The sequence below is a fragment of the Streptomyces cyanogenus genome, from assembly GCF_017526105.1.
Lineage (GTDB): Bacteria > Actinomycetota > Actinomycetes > Streptomycetales > Streptomycetaceae > Streptomyces > Streptomyces cyanogenus.
Map to the genome: position 1 here is coordinate 7,731,451 of NZ_CP071839.1, position 20,639 is coordinate 7,752,089.

The 20,639-nt window shown below is 74.8% G+C and carries 1 protein-coding gene and 1 pseudogene (1 of these 2 running past the window's edge); both read left to right on the forward strand.

The annotated features are described in order from the left end of the window. Positions 1 to 15,229: the 3' portion of a type I polyketide synthase gene (locus S1361_RS34405; RefSeq protein ID WP_243769404.1), read on the forward strand. The gene continues 12,458 nt to the left of window position 1, outside the view; the window shows 15,229 of its 27,687 coding nt (coding positions 12,459-27,687); its start codon lies beyond the left edge, outside the window; it ends in the stop codon at positions 15,227 to 15,229. Positions 15,230 to 15,295: 66 nt separating this feature from the next. Next, positions 15,296 to 20,614: pseudogene (locus S1361_RS39570) on the forward strand (type I polyketide synthase); the annotation flags it as partial. Positions 20,615 to 20,639 lie beyond the last annotated feature (25 nt).

Here is a 20,639-nt window from a genome sequence, read left to right on the forward strand (position 1 = left end):
TGGCCGCCGCCGCGACGAGACCCTCGTGGACGCCTGGCGCTACCGCGTGGCGTGGACGCCGGTCAGCACGGGCACCGCCGCGTTGACCGGACGCTGGCTCGTGGTCACCGCCGACGGCGTCGCCGACGAGGACGTGCTCTCCGCGCTGAGCGCGCACGGTGCGACGCCGGAGCGGCTGGTCCTCGACGCCGCCTGTGCCGACCGGGCCGTGCTCGCCGCACGCCTCGACGGCATCGACGCAGTCACGGGTGTGGTGTCGCTGGTGGCGGGTGCCGAGCGCCCGCTCGCGGGCCGTTCCGCGACGAACGAGGGTCTCGCGCTGACCGTGGCGGTCGTGCAGGCCCTCGGCGACGCCGGAATCGACGCCCCGCTGTGGTTCCTCACCCGTGCAGCCGTGTCGACGGGCCGCGCCGACGAGCTGCTCAACCCCGGTCAGGCACAGGTGCTCGGCGTCGGCTGGACCGCCGCGCTCGAGCACCCGCGGCGGATCGGCGGCACGGTGGACCTGCCGGTCGAACTGGACACGCGCGCGGCGGGCCGGCTCGCCGCCGTGCTGTCCGGCACGCCGGGCGAGGACCAGCTCGCTGTGCGTGCCGCCGGCACACTGGCGCGGCGGATCGTACGTGCGCCGAAGACCGCCGACGGCTCGGACTGGACCGCCCGCGGCACCGTCCTGATCACCGGCGGTACCGGCACCCTGGCCCCGCATCTGGCCCGCTGGCTCGCCGGCCGGGGCGCGGAGCGGATCGTGCTCACCAGCCGCCGCGGCCCGGCCGCCCCGGGCGCGGCCGAGCTGGTCGCGGAGCTGACCGAGCGCGGTGCCGCCGCCGAGGTCGTGGCCTGCGACATCACCGACCGCGACGCCGTAGCCGCACTGCTGGACCGGCTGCGTGCGGACGGGCCGCCGCTGCGGACCGTGGTGCACACGGCCGCCGTGATCGAGCTGTGCACCATCGCCGACACCACCCTCGACGAGTTCGAGCGGGTGCTGGACGCGAAGGTGACCGGTGCCGGCATCCTGGACGAGCTGCTCGCCGAGGACGAGCTGGACAACTTCGTGCTCTACTCGTCCACCGCGGGCATGTGGGCCTCCGGCGCGCACGCCGCATACGTCGCGGGCAACGCGTACCTGCACGCGCTGGCCGCGCGCCGCCGTGCCCGCGGGCTGCCTGCGATCGCCCTGTCGTGGGGCATCTGGGCGGACGACATGAAGCTCGGCCGGGTCGACCCGGAACAGATCGTGCGCAGCGGCCTCGTGTTCATGGAGCCGCCGCTCGCGCTGACGGCCCTGCGCAACGCCCTCGAGGGGGACGACACCGCACTCGCGATCGCCGACATCGACTGGGACCGCTACCACGAGGTGTTCACCTCGACCCGGCCGACGACGCTGTTCGACGAGATCCCCGAGGTCAAGGCACTTACCGAGGTCCGGGAGCAGAACACCGTGACCGGTGGTGCCAGAGGCGGTTTCGCCGCGACGCTGCGGGCGCTGCCCGCCGCTGAGCGGGAGCGCACGCTGCTGGACCTGGTGCGGGGCCAGGCCGCCACCGTGCTCGGCCACACCTCCGGCGACGCGCTCGGCGAGCAGCGGGCGTTCCGCGACGCCGGCTTCGACTCCGTGACCGCGATCGACCTGCGGACCCGGATCGCAGACGCCACCGGCCTCACGCTGCCCAGCACCATCGTCTTCGACTACCCGAACCCGGTCGCGCTGACCGAGTTCCTGCTGGCGGAGATCGCCGGCGACACGCCCGCGGCCACGAGCGCCGCCGCCGCGGCCGCGCCGGACGAGCCCATCGCCATCATCGGCATGAGCTGCCGCTACCCGGGCGGGGCCGACTCGCCCGAAGACCTGTGGCGCCTGGTCACCGAGGGCGTCGACGCGATCAGCGGCTTCCCCGCGGACCGCGGCTGGCCCGCGGACGAGCTGTACGACCCGGACCCCGACCGCGCCGGCAAGACCTACTCGGTGCAGGGCGGCTTCCTGAGGGACGCCGCGGAGTTCGACGCGGACTTCTTCGGCATCTCACCGCGTGAGGCGCTGGCCATGGACCCGCAGCAGCGGCTGCTGCTGGAGACGGCGTGGGAGGCCTTCGAACGGGCCGGTCTCGACCCGCACGGTCTGCACGGCAGCCTCACCGGCACGTTCATCGGAGCCAGCTACCAGGACTACACGGCGTCGGTGTCGCGCACCGCGGACAGCTCCGAGGGCCACATGGTCACCGGCTCACTGGGCAGCGTCCTGTCCGGCCGCCTGGCGTACCTGCTCGGCCTGGAGGGTCCCGCGGTCACGCTGGACACCGCCTGCTCGTCGTCGCTGGTGGCGATCCACCTCGCCGCGCAATCGCTGCGCACCGGGGAGAGCGCACTGGCGCTGGCCGGCGGCGTGAGCGTCATGTCCAATCCGGGCGCGTTCATCGGGTTCTCCCGGCAGCGGGCGCTCGCCGTGGACGGGCGCTGCAAGGCGTACTCCGACGACGCCGACGGCATGACCCTCGCCGAGGGCGTCGGCGTGGTCCTGCTGGAGAAGCTGTCCGACGCGCTGGCCAACGGGCACCAGGTGCTCGCCGTGCTCAAGGGCTCGGCGGTGAACCAGGACGGCGCGTCCAACGGCCTGACCGCGCCGAACGGACCCGCGCAGCAGCGGGTCATCCGCGCGGCGCTGGCCAACGCCCGGCTGACGGCGTCCGAGGTGGACGCGATCGAGGGTCACGGCACCGGCACCGCGCTCGGTGACCCGATCGAGGTGCAGGCACTGTTCGGGACCTACGGCCGCGAGCGGGACCCGGAGCGGCCGCTGCTTCTCGGCTCCGTGAAGTCCAACATCGGCCACACCCAGATGGCCTCCGGCGTGGCCAGCGTGATCAAGCTCGTGCTGGCCATGCAGCGGGGCGTACTGCCGCGGACCCTGCACGCGGAGACGCCGTCCACGCACGTCGACTGGTCCAGCGATGCCATCAGCCTGCTGAGCGAGCAGGTGCCGTGGCCCGAGACGGGCCGGCCGCGCCGCGCCGCCGTGTCGTCGTTCGGGCTCAGCGGCACGAACGCGCACGCGATCCTGGAACAGGCGCCGGTCGCGCAGGAGTCCGTCACGCCCCGCGTCGACGGCGTGCTGCCGTTCGTCCTGTCCGGCCGGACCGACGCCGCGCTGCGGGCGCAGGCCGGGCGTCTGCTCGACCTCCTGCGCACGCGGCCCGACACGCACCCGGCCGACCTCGCGTACTCGCTGGCGACCGGCCGCGCGGCGTTCGAACGGCGCGCCGCCGTCGTCGCGGCGGACCTGGCGGAGCTGGGCAGCGGCCTGACGGCAGTGCGGGACGGAGCGCCGGGCGCGGGTGTGCTGCGTGGCTCGGTGGAGCGGGGCGGCCTGGCCGTGCTTTTCACGGGCCAGGGCGCGCAGCGCAGCGGCATGGGCCGCGAACTGTACGAGCGCTTCCCGGTGTTCGCCGACGCCCTCGACGAGGTGCTGCTCCACCTCGACAACGAGCTGGACCGTCCACTGCGGGATGTCATGTGGGCGGACGACGCCACCGAGCTGGACCGCACCGGCTACACCCAGCCGGCGCTCTTCGCGGTGGAGGTGGCCCTCTACCGGCTCGTGGAGTCCTGGGGTGTGCGGCCGGACCACGTCGCCGGCCACTCGGTCGGCGAGCTCGCCGCCGCGCACGTCGCCGGAGTGCTGTCGCTGGCCGACGCCACCAAGCTCGTCGCCGCGCGCGGCCGGCTGATGCAGGCGCTGCCCGAGGGCGGTGCGATGGTCTCCGTCCGGGCGTCCGAGGCGATCGTCGCGCCGCGCCTCGACGAGCGGCGCGTGTCCATCGCCGCGATCAACGGTCCGGAGTCCGTGGTGATCGCCGGCGACGAGGACGTGGTGCTTGCGCTGGCCGAGGGCTTCGAGGCCGACGGGTACCGTACGCGGCGGCTGCGGGTGAGCCATGCCTTCCACTCGCCGCGCATGGACGCGGTACTCGACGACTTCCGCCGGGTCGCGGCGACTCTGACGTACCAGCCGCCGCGCATCCCCGTCCTGTCCAACGTGACCGGCGAGCCGGTCACCGCCGGGCAGGTCTGCGATCCCGAGTACTGGGTGCGGCACGTGCGCGCCGCGGTGCGGTTCGCCGACGGCGTCACATGGCTGGCCGGGCACGGCGTGCACGCCTTCCTGGAGCTCGGCCCGGACGCGGTGCTGACCGGCATGGCGCAGGAGAGCCTGCCCGACGACGGCGTGGTGGTCGTCGCGTCGCAGCGGCGCGACCGCTCCGAGACCTCCGCCCTCGCCACGGCCGTCGCGGCCCTCAACGTGCACGGCGTCCCCGTCGACTGGACGGCGTTCTTCGCGGACACCGGCGCCCGCCGGACCGACCTGCCGACCTACGCGTTCCAGCACGAGCGCTTCTGGCCGGAGCAGGACGTCAACGCGGCGCCGCGGCCCGGCGACACCGTCGACGCCACGTTCTGGGCGGCCGTGGAGGAGGCCGACGTCGACTCCCTCACCACCGCCCTCGGTCTGCCCGCCGACACGGTCTCGGCGATGGTGCCGGCGCTGTCGACCTGGCGTCGCCGCCGCGACGAGGAGTCCGCCGTGGACTCCCTGCGCTACCGCGTCGTGTGGGCGCCGATGCCCAGCGGCTCCCCGTCGCTCGGCGGCACCTGGCTGGTGCTCGCGCCCGGCGACTCGGAGTGGGTTACCGCGGTCATCGGCGGTCTCGTCGCCGCCGGGGCGGACACCGTCCGGCTCGACGTCACGGAGCCCGACCGGGCCGCGCTCGCCGACGCGCTGCGCGACCAGGCCGCCGGGGGCGGTTTCGCGGGCGTGGTGTCGCTGCTGTCGGCTGCCGCGTCCGGCGACGGCGAGGTGCCCGCGGGCCTGGCCCTGACCACCGTCGCCGTGCAGGCGCTCGGCGATGCCGGGATCACCGCGCCCTTGTGGTGCGTCACGCGGCACGCCGTCGCCGTCGACAGCACGGAGAGTCCCGACCCCGCCCAGGCCGCGGTGTGGGGGCTCGGCCGGGTGGCGGCACTGGAGCAGCCCGCGACCTGGGGCGGTCTCGTCGACCTGCCGGCACGACTGGACGCTGTCACCGCACAGAGGCTCGGCGGAGTCCTCGCCGGGGCCGGCGAGGACCAGGCCGTCGTGCGCGCGGCGGGCGCGTTCGCCCGCAGGCTCGCCCACGCCGCCTCCGGCACCGGCCGGCCGTACCGCCCGCGGGGCACCGTGCTCATCACGGGCGGTACCGGCGGCATCGCCGCGCACCTGGCGCGCTGGCTGGCCGGGGCCGGAGCCGAGCACCTCGTGCTGACGAGCCGACGCGGTCCGGACGCACCCGGCGCCGTGGAGCTCGCCACGGAGCTGGAGGCGCTCGGCGCGCGGGTCACCGTCGCCGCGTGCGACGCCGGTGACCGCGAGGCGCTGGCCGCGCTGCTCGCCGACGTGACGCCCACGGCTGTCTTCCACAGCGCAGGGGTGTTGGCCGACGGCGTGCTGGACACGCTCACGCAGGAGTCGTTCGCGACCGTGCTGCACGCCAAGGCGACGGCGGCCCGGAACCTGGACGAGCTCACCGCGGGGCTGGAACTCGACGCGTTCGTGCTGTTCTCGTCCACCGCCGGCACGATCGGCGCGCCGGGACAGGCGAACTACGCCGCCGCGAACGCCTGGCTGGACGCCTTCGCCGCGTGGCGGCGGGCGCAGGGCCGGGTCGCGACCTCGATCGCGTGGGGCCCGTGGGCCGACGCGGGCATGGTCGCCGACGGCGGGCTGGCCGCCCGGGTACGGCGCGGCGGGTTCGAGCCGCTGCGTTCGCGGACGGGTGTCGCAGCGCTGCGCCGGGCCGTCGAGCTGGACGACGTGGCGGTGGTCGTCGCCGATGTCGACTGGGCGACGTTCGTGCCCGCGTTCACGCTGATGCGGCCCACCCGGCTGGTCGAGGACCTGCCGGCGGTCAGGGCGCTGCGCACGGGCCCGGCCGTCGAGCGGCCGTCAGGGGCCGGCCTGCGCGCGGACCTGTCGGGCCGCAAGGAGAGCGACCGCAAGAAGGTGCTGCTGGAGCTGGTGCGGGCGCAGATCGCCGCCGTGCTCGGGCACTCCGACACCGGCCGGATCGAGCACGACCGCGCGTTCCGAGACCTGGGCTTCGACTCGGTGACGACGCTGGAGTTGCGCAACGGTCTGGCCGCGGCGACCGGCACCACACTGCCCGCCTCACTCGTCTATGACCATCCGACGCCGACGGATCTGGTGGACTTCCTGCTCGGCGAGATCCTCGGGAACGCGGAGGTGCCGGCGGCCGTGGCCGCGACGCGCCCCGTGGACGACGAACCGATCGCCGTCGTCGGCATGGCCTGCCGCTTCCCGGGCGGCGTCAACTCGCCCGAGGAGTTGTGGGAGCTCGTCGCCGGCGGACAGGACGGCATCGGGGCGTTCCCCACGGACCGAGGCTGGGACCTGGCCGCCCTCGCGGCGGGTGCGTCGGCCACCATGGAGGGCGGTTTCCTCGATGGCGTCGCCGACTTCGACGCGGCGTTCTTCGGCATCTCGCCGCGCGAAGCCCTGGCGATGGACCCGCAGCAGCGGCTGCTGCTGGAGACGGCGTGGGAGGCGGTGGAGCGCGCCGGCATCGATCCCACCGCACTACGCGGCTCGCAGACCGGGGTGTTCGTCGGCACCAACGGGCAGGACTACCTGACCGTCCTGCGGACCGCCACCGAGGATGTGCGCGGCCATGCCGCCACCGGCAACACGGCGAGCATCCTGTCCGGCCGGCTGTCGTACACGCTGGGTCTGGAGGGCCCGGCCGTGACCGTCGACACGGCGTGCTCTTCGTCGCTGGTGTCGATGCACTGGGGCACGCGCGCGCTGCGCTCCGGCGAATGCTCGCTCGTGCTGGCGGGTGGCGTGTCCGTGATGTCCACACCGGACTCGATCATGGAGTTCACCACACAGGGCGGCCTCTCGCCGACCGGTCGGTGCCGGTCGTTCGCCGACGACGCGGACGGCACCGCCTGGGCCGAGGGCGTCGGCGTCCTGGTGCTGGAGCGGCTGTCCGACGCGCGGGCCAACGGCCACCACGTGCTGGGCCTGGTGCGCGGCACCGCCATCAACCAGGACGGCGCGTCCAACGGTCTGACCGCGCCCAGCGGCCCGTCGCAACAGCGGGTCATCCGCGCCGCGCTCGCCGACGCCGGTCTGTCCATGAGGGACGTGGACGTGGTGGAGGCGCACGGCACCGGCACCTCGCTCGGCGACCCGATCGAGGCGCACGCACTGCTGGCCACCTACGGCCGGGACCGCGAGACGCCGCTGCTGCTCGGCTCCGTGAAGTCGAACATCGGTCACACCCAGGCCGCTGCGGGTGCAGCCGCTGTCATCAAGATGGTCATGGCGATGCAGCACGGCATCGTGCCGCCGACCCTGCACGCGGACACGCCGTCCTCACACGTCGACTGGTCGGCCGGCGCGGTCGAACTGGTCACCGACTCGATCGCGTGGCCGGAGACCGGCCGTCCGCGCCGGGCGGGAGTGTCGGCCTTCGGCATCTCCGGTACCAACGCGCACGTGGTCGTCGAGCAGGCCCCGGAGGCGGAGTCGGCCGCCCGCTGCGTCAGCCCGGAGATCCTGCCGTGGCCGGTGTCGGCGCGCACCCGCGAGGCGCTGGACGCGCAGCGCGGGCGGCTGGAAGCCTTCGTCACCGACCACGAGCGGGTCGACGTGGCGTGGTCACTGGTCAGCACCCGCGCCCAGCTCGCCCACCGCGCGGTGCTGCTGTCCACACCCGACGGTGTCGTGGAGACGGTCACCGGCACGGCACGCGGGGACGGCGCACTGGCGGTCGTGTTCTCCGGTCAGGGTTCGCAGCGGCTGGGCATGGGGCGTGAGCTGTACGCACGGTTCCCGGTGTTCCAGGAGGCGTTCGACGCGGTGGTCACGGAGCTGGAAGCCGATGTCCGTGCCGTGATGTGGGGCTCGGACGCCGACGCCCTGGACGGCACCGGGTGGACGCAGCCGGCGCTGTTCGCGGTGGAAGTGGCGCTGTACCGCCTGATGGAGTCGTGGGGCGTCGAGCCCGGCTTCGTCGCCGGTCACTCCGTCGGTGAGATCACGGCGGCGCATGTGGCCGGTGTGCTGACGCTGGCCGACGCGGCGGCACTGGTCTCGGCACGGGCACGGCTGATGGCCGCGCTGCCGGCCGGCGGTGGTATGACGGCGATCGAGGCCGGCGAGGACGAGGTCCGCGCCGAACTCGTCGACGGTGCGGTGGTCGCGGCCGTCAACGGCCCGCGGGCCGTTGTGGTCGCCGGTGAGACCGAGGCGGTCGCCACGGTGGCGGCGCGGTTCACGCGGTCCCGTGAACTGCGGGTGTCGCACGCGTTCCACTCACCGCTCATGGACCCGATGCTGGCCGAGTTCCGCTCCGTGGTCGAAGGCTTGTCCTTCGCGCCGGCGCAGATTCCGGTGGTGTCCAACGTGTCCGGCGGTATCGCCGGCGACGAGCTGGCCACGCCGGAGTACTGGGTCCGGCACGTCCGAGAGGCGGTGCGGTTCGGCGACGGCGTGGCGACGCTGCTCGACGCGGGCGTGACGACCCTGCTCGAACTCGGCCCGGACGGCGTGCTGTCCGCGATGGCGGCCGAGACCGTGCTGGCGCGCGGCGCCGAGGCCACCCTCGTGGCGGCGCTGCGTCGCGACCGCGGCGAGGAACGCGCTGTCGTCACGGCGCTGGCGCGCCTGTACACGCAGGGCGTCGACATCGACTGGACGGCGTACTTCGCCGACAGCGGCGCACGCACCATCGACCTGCCCACCTACGCGTTCCAACGCGAGCGGTTCTGGCCGACGGCGGCGCCTGTCACCGCGGCCGATCCCGTGGACGCGGAGTTCTGGGCGGCGGTCGAGCGTGCCGACCTCGACACCCTGGCATCGGCCCTGGAGCTCCAAGGCACTGAGCTCTCCGCGGTGGTGCCGGCGCTGTCGCAGTGGCGTCGCCGTCGCCGTGACCGTGCGGCAACGGCCGACCTGCGCTACCGCATCACGTGGCGTCCCGTCCGGCAGGAACCCGGCGACGGGCGTTGGCTGGCACTCGTGCCGGCCGGCTGGCAGGCGGACGAGACCGTGGCCTCCGTCGTGGCGGCGCTGGACATGGTGCCCGTGGTGCCGGGCGCGGACCTCCCCGACACCGACGGTTTCGCCGGGATCCTGTCCCTGCTCGCCGCCACCGACAGCGACGACGTCCCCGACGAGGCGTGGCCCGAGGCGCTGCTGGCAGCGTTCGGGGGAACCGGGCTCCCGGTCTGGCTCGTGACGCGCGGGGCCGTCGCCGTCGTAGACGGTGAGCAACCGGTGCCCGCTCGCGCCGCGCTGTGGGGCGCCGGCCGGGTCGCGGCCCTCGACCACGCCGACCGCTGGGGTGGCCTGCTCGACCTGTCCGGCCCGGTGACGACGACCACCGTCGAGCACGTCAGGTCGGCGCTCGGCGGAGCGGAGGACAACGTCGCCGTGCGCGATCACGGCGTGCTGGGCCGCCGGCTCGTCCGTGCCGCGGGTCTCGCCGCGGAATGGAACGCCACCGGCACGGTGCTCGTCACCGGCGCGGACACCCCCGAAGGTGCGCGCACGGCGCGCTGGTTGGCCGACCGCCGGGTGCCGGGCCTGCTGCTGCTCGGCAGCGACCCCGGCGACCTGGGCGTCCCGGTCACGGCGTCCGATGTGGACCCCGAGGACCGGGACGCGCTGGCCGCGCTGCTCGCCGAGCACATCGTCTCGACGGTCTTCGTCACCGGCGACGCCGGAGCCGACAACCTCGCCGCACTGCTGCACGACACCCCGCTCGACGCGTTCGTGCTGTTCGGGTCGGTCGCCGGCACCTGGGGCGTGCGGGACCGGGCCGGGCAGGCCGCCGCCGACGCGCGGCGCGAGGCCGTCGCCGCCGCGCGACGGGCCCGTGGCCTGGCCGGAGTCGCGGTGGCGTGGGGCGCCTGGGCCGGCAGCGAGGGCGACGGGATGGCCCGGCACCTGCACCTCAACGGCCTGCCGGCCATGGAGCCCGGCCGGGCGCTCGCCGCCCTGGACGGCGTGCTCGGCGGCGCCGTCGATGTGACGGTCGCCGACGTGGCATGGGAGACCTTCGCCCCCGCCTTCGCGCGAACCCGGCCCAGCAGGCTGTTCACCGAGCTGCCGGAGGCCGCCGTCGCGGAACCGGCGGTGCACGGTCTGCGCGAGAGCCTGCTCACCCTGCCCGAACAGGATCGCGCCCCTGAGGTGCGCACCCTGGTCCGCGACCGGGTGGCCGCGGTGCTCGGCCATGCGGGCGGCACGGCGATCGATCCGGACCTGCCGTTCAAGGACCTCGGCATCGACTCGCTGACCGCGGTGGACCTGCGCGACCAGCTCACCGAGCTGACCGGGCTGCCGCTGCCGGCCACCCTCGCCTTCGACCACCCGACGCCGGCCGTGCTGGCCGACCACCTGCTCGCCGAACTGCTCGGCGAGCGGACCGAGGACCTCGCACCGGTGCGCGCCGTGGCCGCCGACGACGACCCGGTGGTCATCGTCGGCATGGCCTGCCGCTACCCGGGTGGGGTGGGGTCGCCGGAGGAGCTGTGGGAACTGATCACCGCGGGCACCGACGCCATCGGCCCCATGCCCACGGACCGCGGCTGGGACCTGGCCGGGCTGTTCGAGCCTGGACCGGTCGGCCGGCCGCGCTCGGTGGCGCGCGCCGGTGGATTCCTCGCCGAAGCGGCCGACTTCGACCCGGCGGTCTTCGGTATCTCACCGCGCGAGGCGGTCATCATGGACCCGCAGCAGCGGTTGGTGCTGGAGTCGGCGTGGGAGGCGCTGGAGCGAGCCGGCGTCGACCCGGCCGGGCTGCGGGGCTCGGACACCGGCGTCTACGTCGGTGGCATCAGCGGCGACTACCGGCCCGTTGCGGAGGGGCGTGACTGGCAGACCGCGCAGTCGGCGAGCCTGCTGTCCGGCCGCCTCGCCTATACCTTCGGCCTCGAGGGACCGACCGTCTCGGTGGACACGGCGTGCTCGTCGTCGCTGGTCGCGATGCATCTGGCGGCGCAGGCGCTGCGGTCCGGCGAGACGGACCTGGCACTGGCCGGTGGCGTGGCGGTGATGTCCACGCCGGTCAACTTCGTGGAGTTCACCGACCTCGGCGCGCTGTCGCCGGACGGCCGCTGCAAGGCGTTCTCCGACGCGGCGGACGGCACCGGCTGGGCCGAGGGCGTAGGCATGGTCGTTCTCGAGCGGCTGTCCGACGCCCGGCGCAACGGCCACGAGGTGCTGGCGATCCTGCGCGGCTCCGCCATCAACCAGGACGGCGCGTCCAACGGCCTGACCGCGCCGAGCGGCCCCGCGCAGCAACGCGTCATCCGCCGGGCGCTGGCCGCTGCCGGCCTGGCACCGTCCGACGTGGACGCCGTGGAGGCGCACGGCACCGGCACCAAGCTGGGTGACCCCATCGAGGCGCAGGCGCTGCTGGCGACGTACGGCCGCGACCGGGAACGCCCGCTGCTGCTCGGTTCCGTGAAGTCGAACATCGGCCACACCCAGGCCGCGTCCGGTGTCGCCGGTGTCATCAAGATGGTGCTGGCCATGCGGCACGGCATGCTGCCACGGACCCTGCACGTCGGCGAGCCGTCCTCGCACGTGGACTGGTCGTCCGGTGCGGTGCGGCTCGTCACCGAGGCGACGGCCTGGCCGGAGACCGACCGGGCTCGCCGCGCGGCGGTGTCGTCCTTCGGCGCCAGCGGCACCAACGCGCACCTGATCCTGGAACAGGCGCCGCCGGCGGTGACCGAGACCGCCTCCGGACGACCGCACGGGGTGCTGGCGTTGCCCCTCTCCGCGGTGACCGGTGCGGCACTGCGCGATCAGGCCCGCCGTCTGCTCGACACGGGCGTCACTTCGCTGCCGGACCTGGGGCTGTCCCTCGGTACCACCCGCAGCATGTTCGATCGGCGCGCCGCCGTGCTCGCGGCCGACGTCGACACCCTGCGGGCCGGGCTCACCGCCCTCGCCGAGGGCACGCCGTCGGCGGCCGTGCGCACGGATCGCGCCGGCAGCGGCGCAGTGGCGTTCCTGTTCACCGGGCAGGGCGCGCAGCGCGCCGGCATGGGCCGTCGCCTGTACGAGCTGTACCCGGTGTTCGCCGAAGCGTTCGACGCGGTCGTCGCGGAGCTGGACCCGCATCTGGCACAGCCGCTGCGTCAGGTGATGTGGGACGGCACGGACGGCGCGCTCGACCGCACGGAGTTCACCCAGACCGCGCTGTTCGCGCTGGAGGTGGCCCTGTACCGGCTGGTGGAGTCGTGGGGCATCAAGCCCGACTTCCTGGCCGGGCACTCCGTCGGCGAGCTGGCCGCGGCCCACGTGGCCGGTGTGTTCTCGCTGGCCGACGCGGCGGCGCTGGTCGCTGCCCGCGGGCGGCTGATGGAGGCGCTGCCGACCGGCGGCGCGATGGTCTCCGTGCAGGCGTCCGAGGACGAGGTGATCCCGCTGCTCACCGATGCCGTGTCCATCGCGGCCGTGAACGGCCCCGAGGCGGTGGTGATCGCCGGTGACGCCGACGCGGCCGACGCGGTCGCCGCGCACTTCGCGCGCCGGGGACGCAGGACCAGGCGGCTCAACGTCAGCCACGCGTTCCACTCCCCGCACATGGACGCGATGCTCGCCGACTTCGAGCGCCTCGCCCACCAGGTGACCTACCACGTTCCGACGATCCGGCTGGTCTCCACGCTCACCGGCGTGGTCGTCGAGCCGGGGAACCTCGTCACCGACCCGGCGTACTGGGTCCGGCACGTCCGCGACGCGGTCCGGTTCGCCGACGGCGTGCGGACCCTGCTGGCCCGCGGCGTCACGACGTTCCTGGAGATCGGCCCCGACGGTGTGCTCACCGCGATGACCCAGGACACCATCGCGATGAACGGCGCAGGAGCGGTCGCGGTGGCCTCGCTGCGCCGCGACCGGGACGAGGACGCGGCGCTGGCCGCGGCACTCGGCACGCTGTTCACGCGGGGCGTCCGCGTCGACTGGGCCGCCGTGTACGCCGGCGCCCGAAGGATCGGGCTGCCCACCTACCCCTTCCAGCACGAGAGGTTCTGGCCGGAGACCACGGCGACCACGGTCGTCCCCGCCGGCCGACGCGACGACGACGGGTTCTGGGCGGCCGTCCAGGACACCGACCTCGAAGCGCTGGAGTCCATGCTCGACGTCGACGGCGAGGCGCTGGCGAAGGTCATGCCGAAACTGCTCGACTGGCGGCGCGCGAGGGACGAGCAGTCCACGGTGGACAGCTGGCGGCACCGGATCGCCTGGCGCCCCGTCACCGGACGCCGTACCGCCGTCACGGGCACGTGGCTCGCGGTGCTGCCGGCCGACCGGGTCGGCGACGCCTGGGCGGACACCGTGGTCGGCGCGCTCGGCCCGGACACGGTCCGGGTCGAGATCGGCGACACCGATCGCGGGCGGGTGGCCGTACGGCTGCGTGAGGCCGTGGACGGCACGCGGGTCGCGGGCGTCCTGTCACTGCTGGCGCTGGACGAGACGATCGTCGGCGCCGTACCGAACGGCGCGCTGCTGACCACCGCGCTCGTGCAGGCCCTCGGCGACGCCGGCATCACCGCGCCGCTGTGGTGCGCGACCCGTGGCGCGGTGTCGGTGGACGCCGACGAGCCGTTGACGCAGCCGGTGCAGGCGGCGGTGTGGGGCCTCGGCCGCGTCGTGGCTCTCGAACACCCCGACCGCTGGGGCGGTCTCGTGGACCTGCCGTCCCTTCTGGACGGCGCCACGGCGACCCGGCTGCCGGGCGCGCTGTCCGGCGAGGGCGGTGAGAACCAGGTCGCGGTGCGGCCGGGCGCGGTGTTCGGCCGCCGGCTCGTGCCGGCGTCGGCGGCCGACCCGGACCGCCTGTGGACGCCGGACGGCACGGTCCTGGTGACCGGCGGCACCGGAGCACTGGCCGCGCACGTCGCCAGGTCGCTCGCCGCGGAGGGAGTGCCGCACGTGCTGCTCGCCGGCCGTCGCGGAGAGGCCGCGCCGGGTGCCGCCGAACTGCGGGCGGAACTGGAGGGCCTCGGCACGCGGGTCACCGTCGCGGCGTGCGATGTGGCCGACCGGGCCGGCCTGGCCGCGCTGCTGGACGGTATCCCGGCCGAACACCCGCTGACCGCGGTCGTGCACACGGCGGGCGTGCTGGACGACGGCGTCGTCGACGCCCTGACGCCGGACCGCTTCCAGGACGTGTTCCGCGCCAAGGTGACCTCGGCGCTACTGCTCGACGAGCTGACGCGTGATCTCGACCTGACCGGATTCGTGCTGTTCTCGTCGGCATCGGGCGCGGTGGGCAACCCCGGCCAGGCCAACTACGCCGCCGCGAACGCCGTGCTGGACGCGCTGGCCGAGCAGCGCCGGTCGAAGGGCCTCCCGGCCACGTCGATCGCGTGGGGCGCCTGGGACGGCGGCGGCATGGCCGCCACCGCACGTGCCGAGGAGGGCGCGCAGCGCACCGGCGTCGGCACGATGGACCCGGCGCTGGCCGTGATGGCGCTGCGGCAACTCGTCGCGGAGCCGGTGGCGGCCGCGGTGGTGGCCCGAGTGAGCACCGCGGCGTTCCTGCGCGGCGCCACGGGGTCCCGCCTGTGGACGTTGCTCCAGGAACTGCCCGGCGGCGAGGACATCGACACCCCGGCGCGGCGGCAGGAGGAGGCGCCGCGGCTGCTGACGCGGCTCGCCGGCCTGACGCCGGTGCGGCGCCGGGAGCAGGTACTGCGGCTGGTGCAGGACAGCGCGTCCGCGGTGCTCGGCCACGCCGACGCCGAACTGGTCGGACCCGACAGGGCGTTCCGGGACATGGGCTTCGACTCGCTCAGCGGCGTCGAGTTGCGCAACCAGCTCACCGCCGCGACCGGGCTGACCCTGCCGTCCACGCTGGTGTTCGACCAGCCGACGCCCTCGGCGATGACCGCGTACCTGCTCGACGAACTCGGGCTGGACGAGGAGACCGACGGCGCCGTGGCCGACGGCGACGAGGTGGCCATCCGTTCGCTGCTCGCCTCCGTGTCGCTCGCCCGGCTCCGCGAGATCGGCGTGCTGGAACCCCTGCTGCAACTGACCGGCCGCGGCGAGCCGGACGACGCCGCCAAGCAGGTGGACGTCGACGACATGACCGTGGACGACCTGGTCCGAGCCGCGCTGGACGGCTCGTCCGACCTGACGGTCGACTGAGGGAGGGAAGATCCGGTGTCTACACCCAAGGACAGCACCGACAAGGTGGTCGAGGCGTTGCGGGCGGCCGTGAAGGAGACCGAGCGGCTGCGCAGCCAGAACCAGCGGCTGGTCTCCGCCACCACCGAGCCGATCGCGATCGTCGGTATGGCGTGCCGGTTCCCGGGCGGCGTCACGTCGCCCGAGGACCTGTGGCGGCTCGTCGCTGACGGCGACGACGCCATCACGCCGGTCCCCGCCGACCGCGGCTGGGACATCGGGGAACTGGCGGGCGGCGACACCACGCTGCTCGGCGGGTTCCTCCCGGATGCCGCCGACTTCGACGCCGCCTTCTTCGGCATATCACCGCGCGAGGCGCTGGCGATGGACCCGCAGCAGCGGCTGCTGCTGGAGACCTCGTGGGAGGCGGTGGAACGAGCCGGCGTCGACCCGGCGTCGCTGCGCGGCAGCCGGACCGGCGTGTTCGTCGGTACCAACGGCCAGGACTACGCGTACCTGATGGTGCGCTCTCCCGCGGAGAGCACGGGTGAGGTGGGCACCGGCATAGCTGCCAGCGCGATGTCCGGCCGGCTCTCCTACACGCTGGGCCTCGAGGGGCCGGCGATCACGGTGGACACGGCGTGTTCGTCGTCGCTGGTGGCACTGCACTGGGCGGCGCAGGCGCTGCGCGCCGGCGAGTGCACGCTGGCGCTGGCCGGCGGTGTGAACGTGATGAGCACGCCGGGCGCGCTGGTGGAGTTCTCCAAGCAGGGCGGCCTCGCCTCGAACGGGCGCTGCAAGGCGTTCGCCGACGAGGCCGACGGCACCGGCTGGGCCGAGGGCGCCGGCATGCTGCTGCTGGAGCGGCTGTCCGACGCCCGCCGCAACAACCACCCGGTGCTCGCGGTGGTGCGCGGCTCGGCCGTCAACCAGGACGGCGCGTCCAACGGCTTCACCGCCCCGAGCGGGCCGTCGCAGCAGCGCGTGATCCGCGCGGCGCTGGCCAACGCCCGGCTCACCGAGAACGACGTCGACGCCGTGGAGGCGCACGGCACGGGCACCGCACTGGGCGACCCGATCGAGGCGCAGGCACTGCTGGCGACCTACGGCCGCGACCGGGAACGCCCGCTGCTGCTGGGCTCCGTGAAGTCGAACATCGGGCACACGCAGGCCGCCGCGGGCGTCGCAGGCGTGATCAAAATGGTCGAGGCGATGCGGCACGGCGTGCTCCCGCGCACCCTGCACGCGCGCAATCCGTCATCGCACGTGGACTGGTCGGCGGGCTCGGTCGAGCTGCTGACCGAGGAAGTGCCTTGGCCGGAGACGGGACGGCCCCGCCGTGCCGCCGTGTCGTCGTTCGGCATCTCCGGCACCAACGCGCACACCGTCCTGGAGCAGGCGCCCGAGCCGGCGCCGGCCGAGCATGGCCCGGTGTGCGACGCGGTGGTGCCGTGGGTCGTGTCCGGTCGGACGCTGCCCGCACTGCGGGACCAGGTCGCGCGGCTGGTCGCGAACGTCGGGGCGACGACGAGCGCCGCCGACGTGGCCGCCACGCTGGCCACCGGCCGTACCGCCCACGAACACCGTGTGGCCGCCGTCGGCCGTGACACCACGGACCTCGCGGCGGCGCTGTCGGCGTGGGCGTCGGGCGACCCCGCGCCGGGCGTGGTGTCGGACACAGCCGCGCGGACCGGGAAGCTGGCCGTGCTGTTCACCGGCCAGGGCGCGCAGCGGCTCGGCATGGGCCGTGAACTGCACGCCCGGTTCCCGGCGTTCGCCAGGGCCTTCGACGAGGTCGCCGCCGAGCTGGACCGGCATCTGCCCGGCTCGGTCCGTGACGTCCTCTGGGGTACCGACGCCGACAGCCTGAACAGCACGAACTGGTCGCAGCCCGCCCTGTTCGCCGTAGGAGTGGCGCTCCACCGGCTCGTCGAGTCCTGGGGCGTGCAGGCCGACCTCGTCGCCGGCCACTCGCTCGGTGAGATCACCGCCGCGCACGTGTCCGGGGTGCTGAGCCTCGCCGACGCGTGCCGGCTGGTCGCCGCCCGCGCCGTGCTGATGGGTGCGCTGCCGGACGGCGGCGCGATGCTCGCCGTGGCGGCGACCGAGGAGGAGGTCGAGCCGCTGCTGGACGCAGCGGTGTCGGTGGCGGCGGTCAACGGCCCGACGGCGGTGATCGTCGCCGGCGCCGAGGACGCGGTCGAGCGGGTCGCCGGCGCGGCCGACGAGCGCGGGTGGAAGCACAAGCGGCTCGCGGTGTCGCACGCCTTCCACTCGGCGCGCATGGACCCGATGCTGAGCGACTTCGCCGACGCCATCGCGGACATCGAGTTCGGCGACGCGCGGATCCCGCTGGTGTCGTCCGTGACCGGCAGCGTCGCGGAGGCGGCGCAGATCCAGGACGCCGCCTACTGGGTGGCGCACGTGCGACGACCGGTCCGGTTCGCCGACGCCGTGCGCGCGCTGCTCGCCGCCGGGGCGACGACCTTCCTGGAACTGGGACCCGACGCAACGCTGTGCGCGATGGTGCAGGACACCGCGCCGGATCCCGTCACCGCCATCCCCGTGCTGCGTGCGGGCCGCGACGAGGAGACCACCGTGGTGAGCGCGCTCGCGAGACTGTCCGCACGCGGCGCGCACGTCGCGTGGGACGCGTTCTTCGCGCCCCTCGGGACACGTCCGGTGGAGCTGCCCACGTATGCGTTCCAGCGCTCCCGGTTCTGGCCGGACGGCGGTGTGGGCGGCGACGTCGCGTCGGTCGGGCAGTCGGCGCTGGGCCACGCGCTGCTCGGTTCGTCCGTGGAACTGGCCGGCGACGGCGGTGTGGTGCTCACCGGCCGGCTCTCGCCGGCCACCCAGCCGTGGCTGGCGGACCACGTCATCCTGGGCCGGATCCTGTTCCCCGGCACAGGCTTCGCGGAGCTGGCGCTGCGCGCCGCCGACGAGGTCGGCGCGGATCTCGTCGAGGAGCTGACGCTGTCGGTGCCGTTGGAGCTGCCCCGGCACGGCGCCGTCGCCGTCCAGGTGCGGGTGGGCGCGGCCGACGAGGACGGCCGCCGGCCGGTGGGCATCTACTCCCGCGACGCCGAGCACGCCGGCGAATGGCTCCAGCACGCCGCGGGCAGGCTCGGGACCGGAAGCCCTGACGCCGGCACCGACTTCACGTCGGCGTGGCCGCCGCCCGGCACCGATCAGGTCGACCTGGCCGGCTTCTACGACGGCGGTGACTACGGGCCGGCCTTCCAGGGCCTGCGCGCGGTGTGGCGGCGGGACGGCGAGGCGTTCGCGGAGGTGGCACTGCCGGCCACGGCCCGTGGTGCGGACCGGATGGGCATGCACCCGGCGCTGCTGGACGCCGTGCTGCATGCCGTCGGCTGGGTCGAGTCCCCGGACGGCGGCCGTGGCGTACTGCCGTTCTCGTGGGAGGACGTGGCCCTGCATCGCACGGGCGCGACAAGGCTGCGCGTTCGGCTCACCCGCGGCGGCCAGGGGGCCGTCGGCATCGAGGCGGTGGACGGCGCGGGCCGGCCGGTGGTGACCGTGGGCAGGCTGATGCTGCGTGCGCCGTCGGAGGAGGACACGGCGCGGCGCCCCGACTGGCTGTTCCGCGTCGACTGGACACCGTTGGCCGTCCGGCCGGTGACCGGGGCTTTCGCGGTGCTCGGCGCGGACTCGGGCGGACTCGCCGGCGCGGTGCGGTACGACACCGTCGACGCCGCGCTCGCCGCCGCACCGGACGTGGTCTTCGCGCCGGTCACGGGCGCCGGCGTGCTCGATGCGACGACGCGGGCGCTCGGCCTGGTCCAGGAGTGGCTCGCCGACCGGCGCGCCGAGGACGTGCCGCTGGTGTTCGTCACCGACGGCGCCGTGTCCGGCGCGGACGTTCCGGCCGCCGCCGTGGGGGGTCTGGTGCGGACCGCACAGGCCGAGCACCCGGGACGCTTCCTGCTGCTCGACGCCGCTGCCGATGAGTGGCCGCTGCTCGCGGTGGCACCGGAACTGGTGGCGGCGGGGGAGACCCAAGCCGTCATCGAGGGCGGCACCGTGAAGGTCGGCCGACTGGCCCGGTTCGCGGGCGCGGAGCGGCCGTCCGAGTGGCACCCCGACGGCACGGTGCTCGTCACCGGCGGCACCGGCGGCCTCGGCGCGCAGCTGGCCCGGCACCTCGTCGCGGAGCACGGCGTGCGCAAGCTGCTGCTCCTCAGCAGGCGCGGCCTCCGGGCGCCCGGCGCGGGCGAGCTGGCGGCCGAGCTGTCCGGTCACGGCGCGCACGTCGACATCGTCGCCTGCGATGTCGCGGACCGCGACGCCCTGGCCGCCGTGCTCGAGGGGCGCAGGGTCACCACCGTGGTGCATGCCGCGGGTCTGCTGGACGACGGCCTCGTCACCACGCTCACCCCGGAGCGGCTCGACGGCGTGCTACGGCCCAAGGTGGACGCCGCACGGCACCTGCACGAGCTGACGGAGGACCTGGACGCGTTCGTCCTGTTCTCCTCCGTCGCGGGTACGCTCGGCAGCCCCGGCCAGGGCAACTACTCCGCCGCGAACGCCGCCCTCGACGCGCTCGCCCGCGAGCGCCATGCGGACGGTCGGACCGCGCTGTCGCTGGCGTGGGGCCCGTGGACGCAGGACGCCGGCATGACCGGTGCGCTGACCGAGGCCGACCTCAGGCGCATGGCGGATTCCGGCTCCGCGCCGCTCACGGTGGCGCAGGGCATGGCGCTCTTCGACGCGGCCGTCGCCACCGACGAGCCGGTGCTGGTGCCGCTGGCGGTACGCCCCGGCGCCGGCGTCGGCGCCCCCCATCCGTTGCTGCGCGACCTCGTGCGCACGCGCCGTCGGCGCCCGTCGGCCGATGCGGCCCCGGCGGCGCCGGTCACGGCGCGGCTCGCAGGCCTGGACGAGCAGGCGCGCTCGCGGTTCGCCCTGGACCTGGTGCGTGCCGAGGTGGCGGCGGTGCTGGCGCACGACTCCACGGACGGCGTCGCCGATGACCGCGAGTTCCGCGACCTCGGCATGGACTCGCTGACCGCCGTGGAGCTGCGCAACCGGCTCGCGACGGCCACCGGGCTGCGGATGTCCGCGACCCTGGTGTTCGACTACCCGACGCCCGCCGCGCTCGCGGACCACCTGCTGTCCCGGCTCAGCGGCGCGGCGACCGCCAAGGCCCAGGCCGCGAACCCGCTGGCGGAACTGGACCGGCTGGAGTCCGCGCTGGCGGGCGCCGACCCCGACCCGATCACACGCGCCGGCATCACGGCCCGGCTGCGGAGCCTCGCGGCGCAGTGGGCCGGCGTCGAACCGACGCCCGACGCCGAGGCCGTCACGGAACAGATCTCCTCGGCCAGCGCCGACGAGATCCTCGCCTTCATCGACCACGAGCTCGGCCGGATCAACGACCGCTGAACTCCCCACATTCCGCACCGAAAGG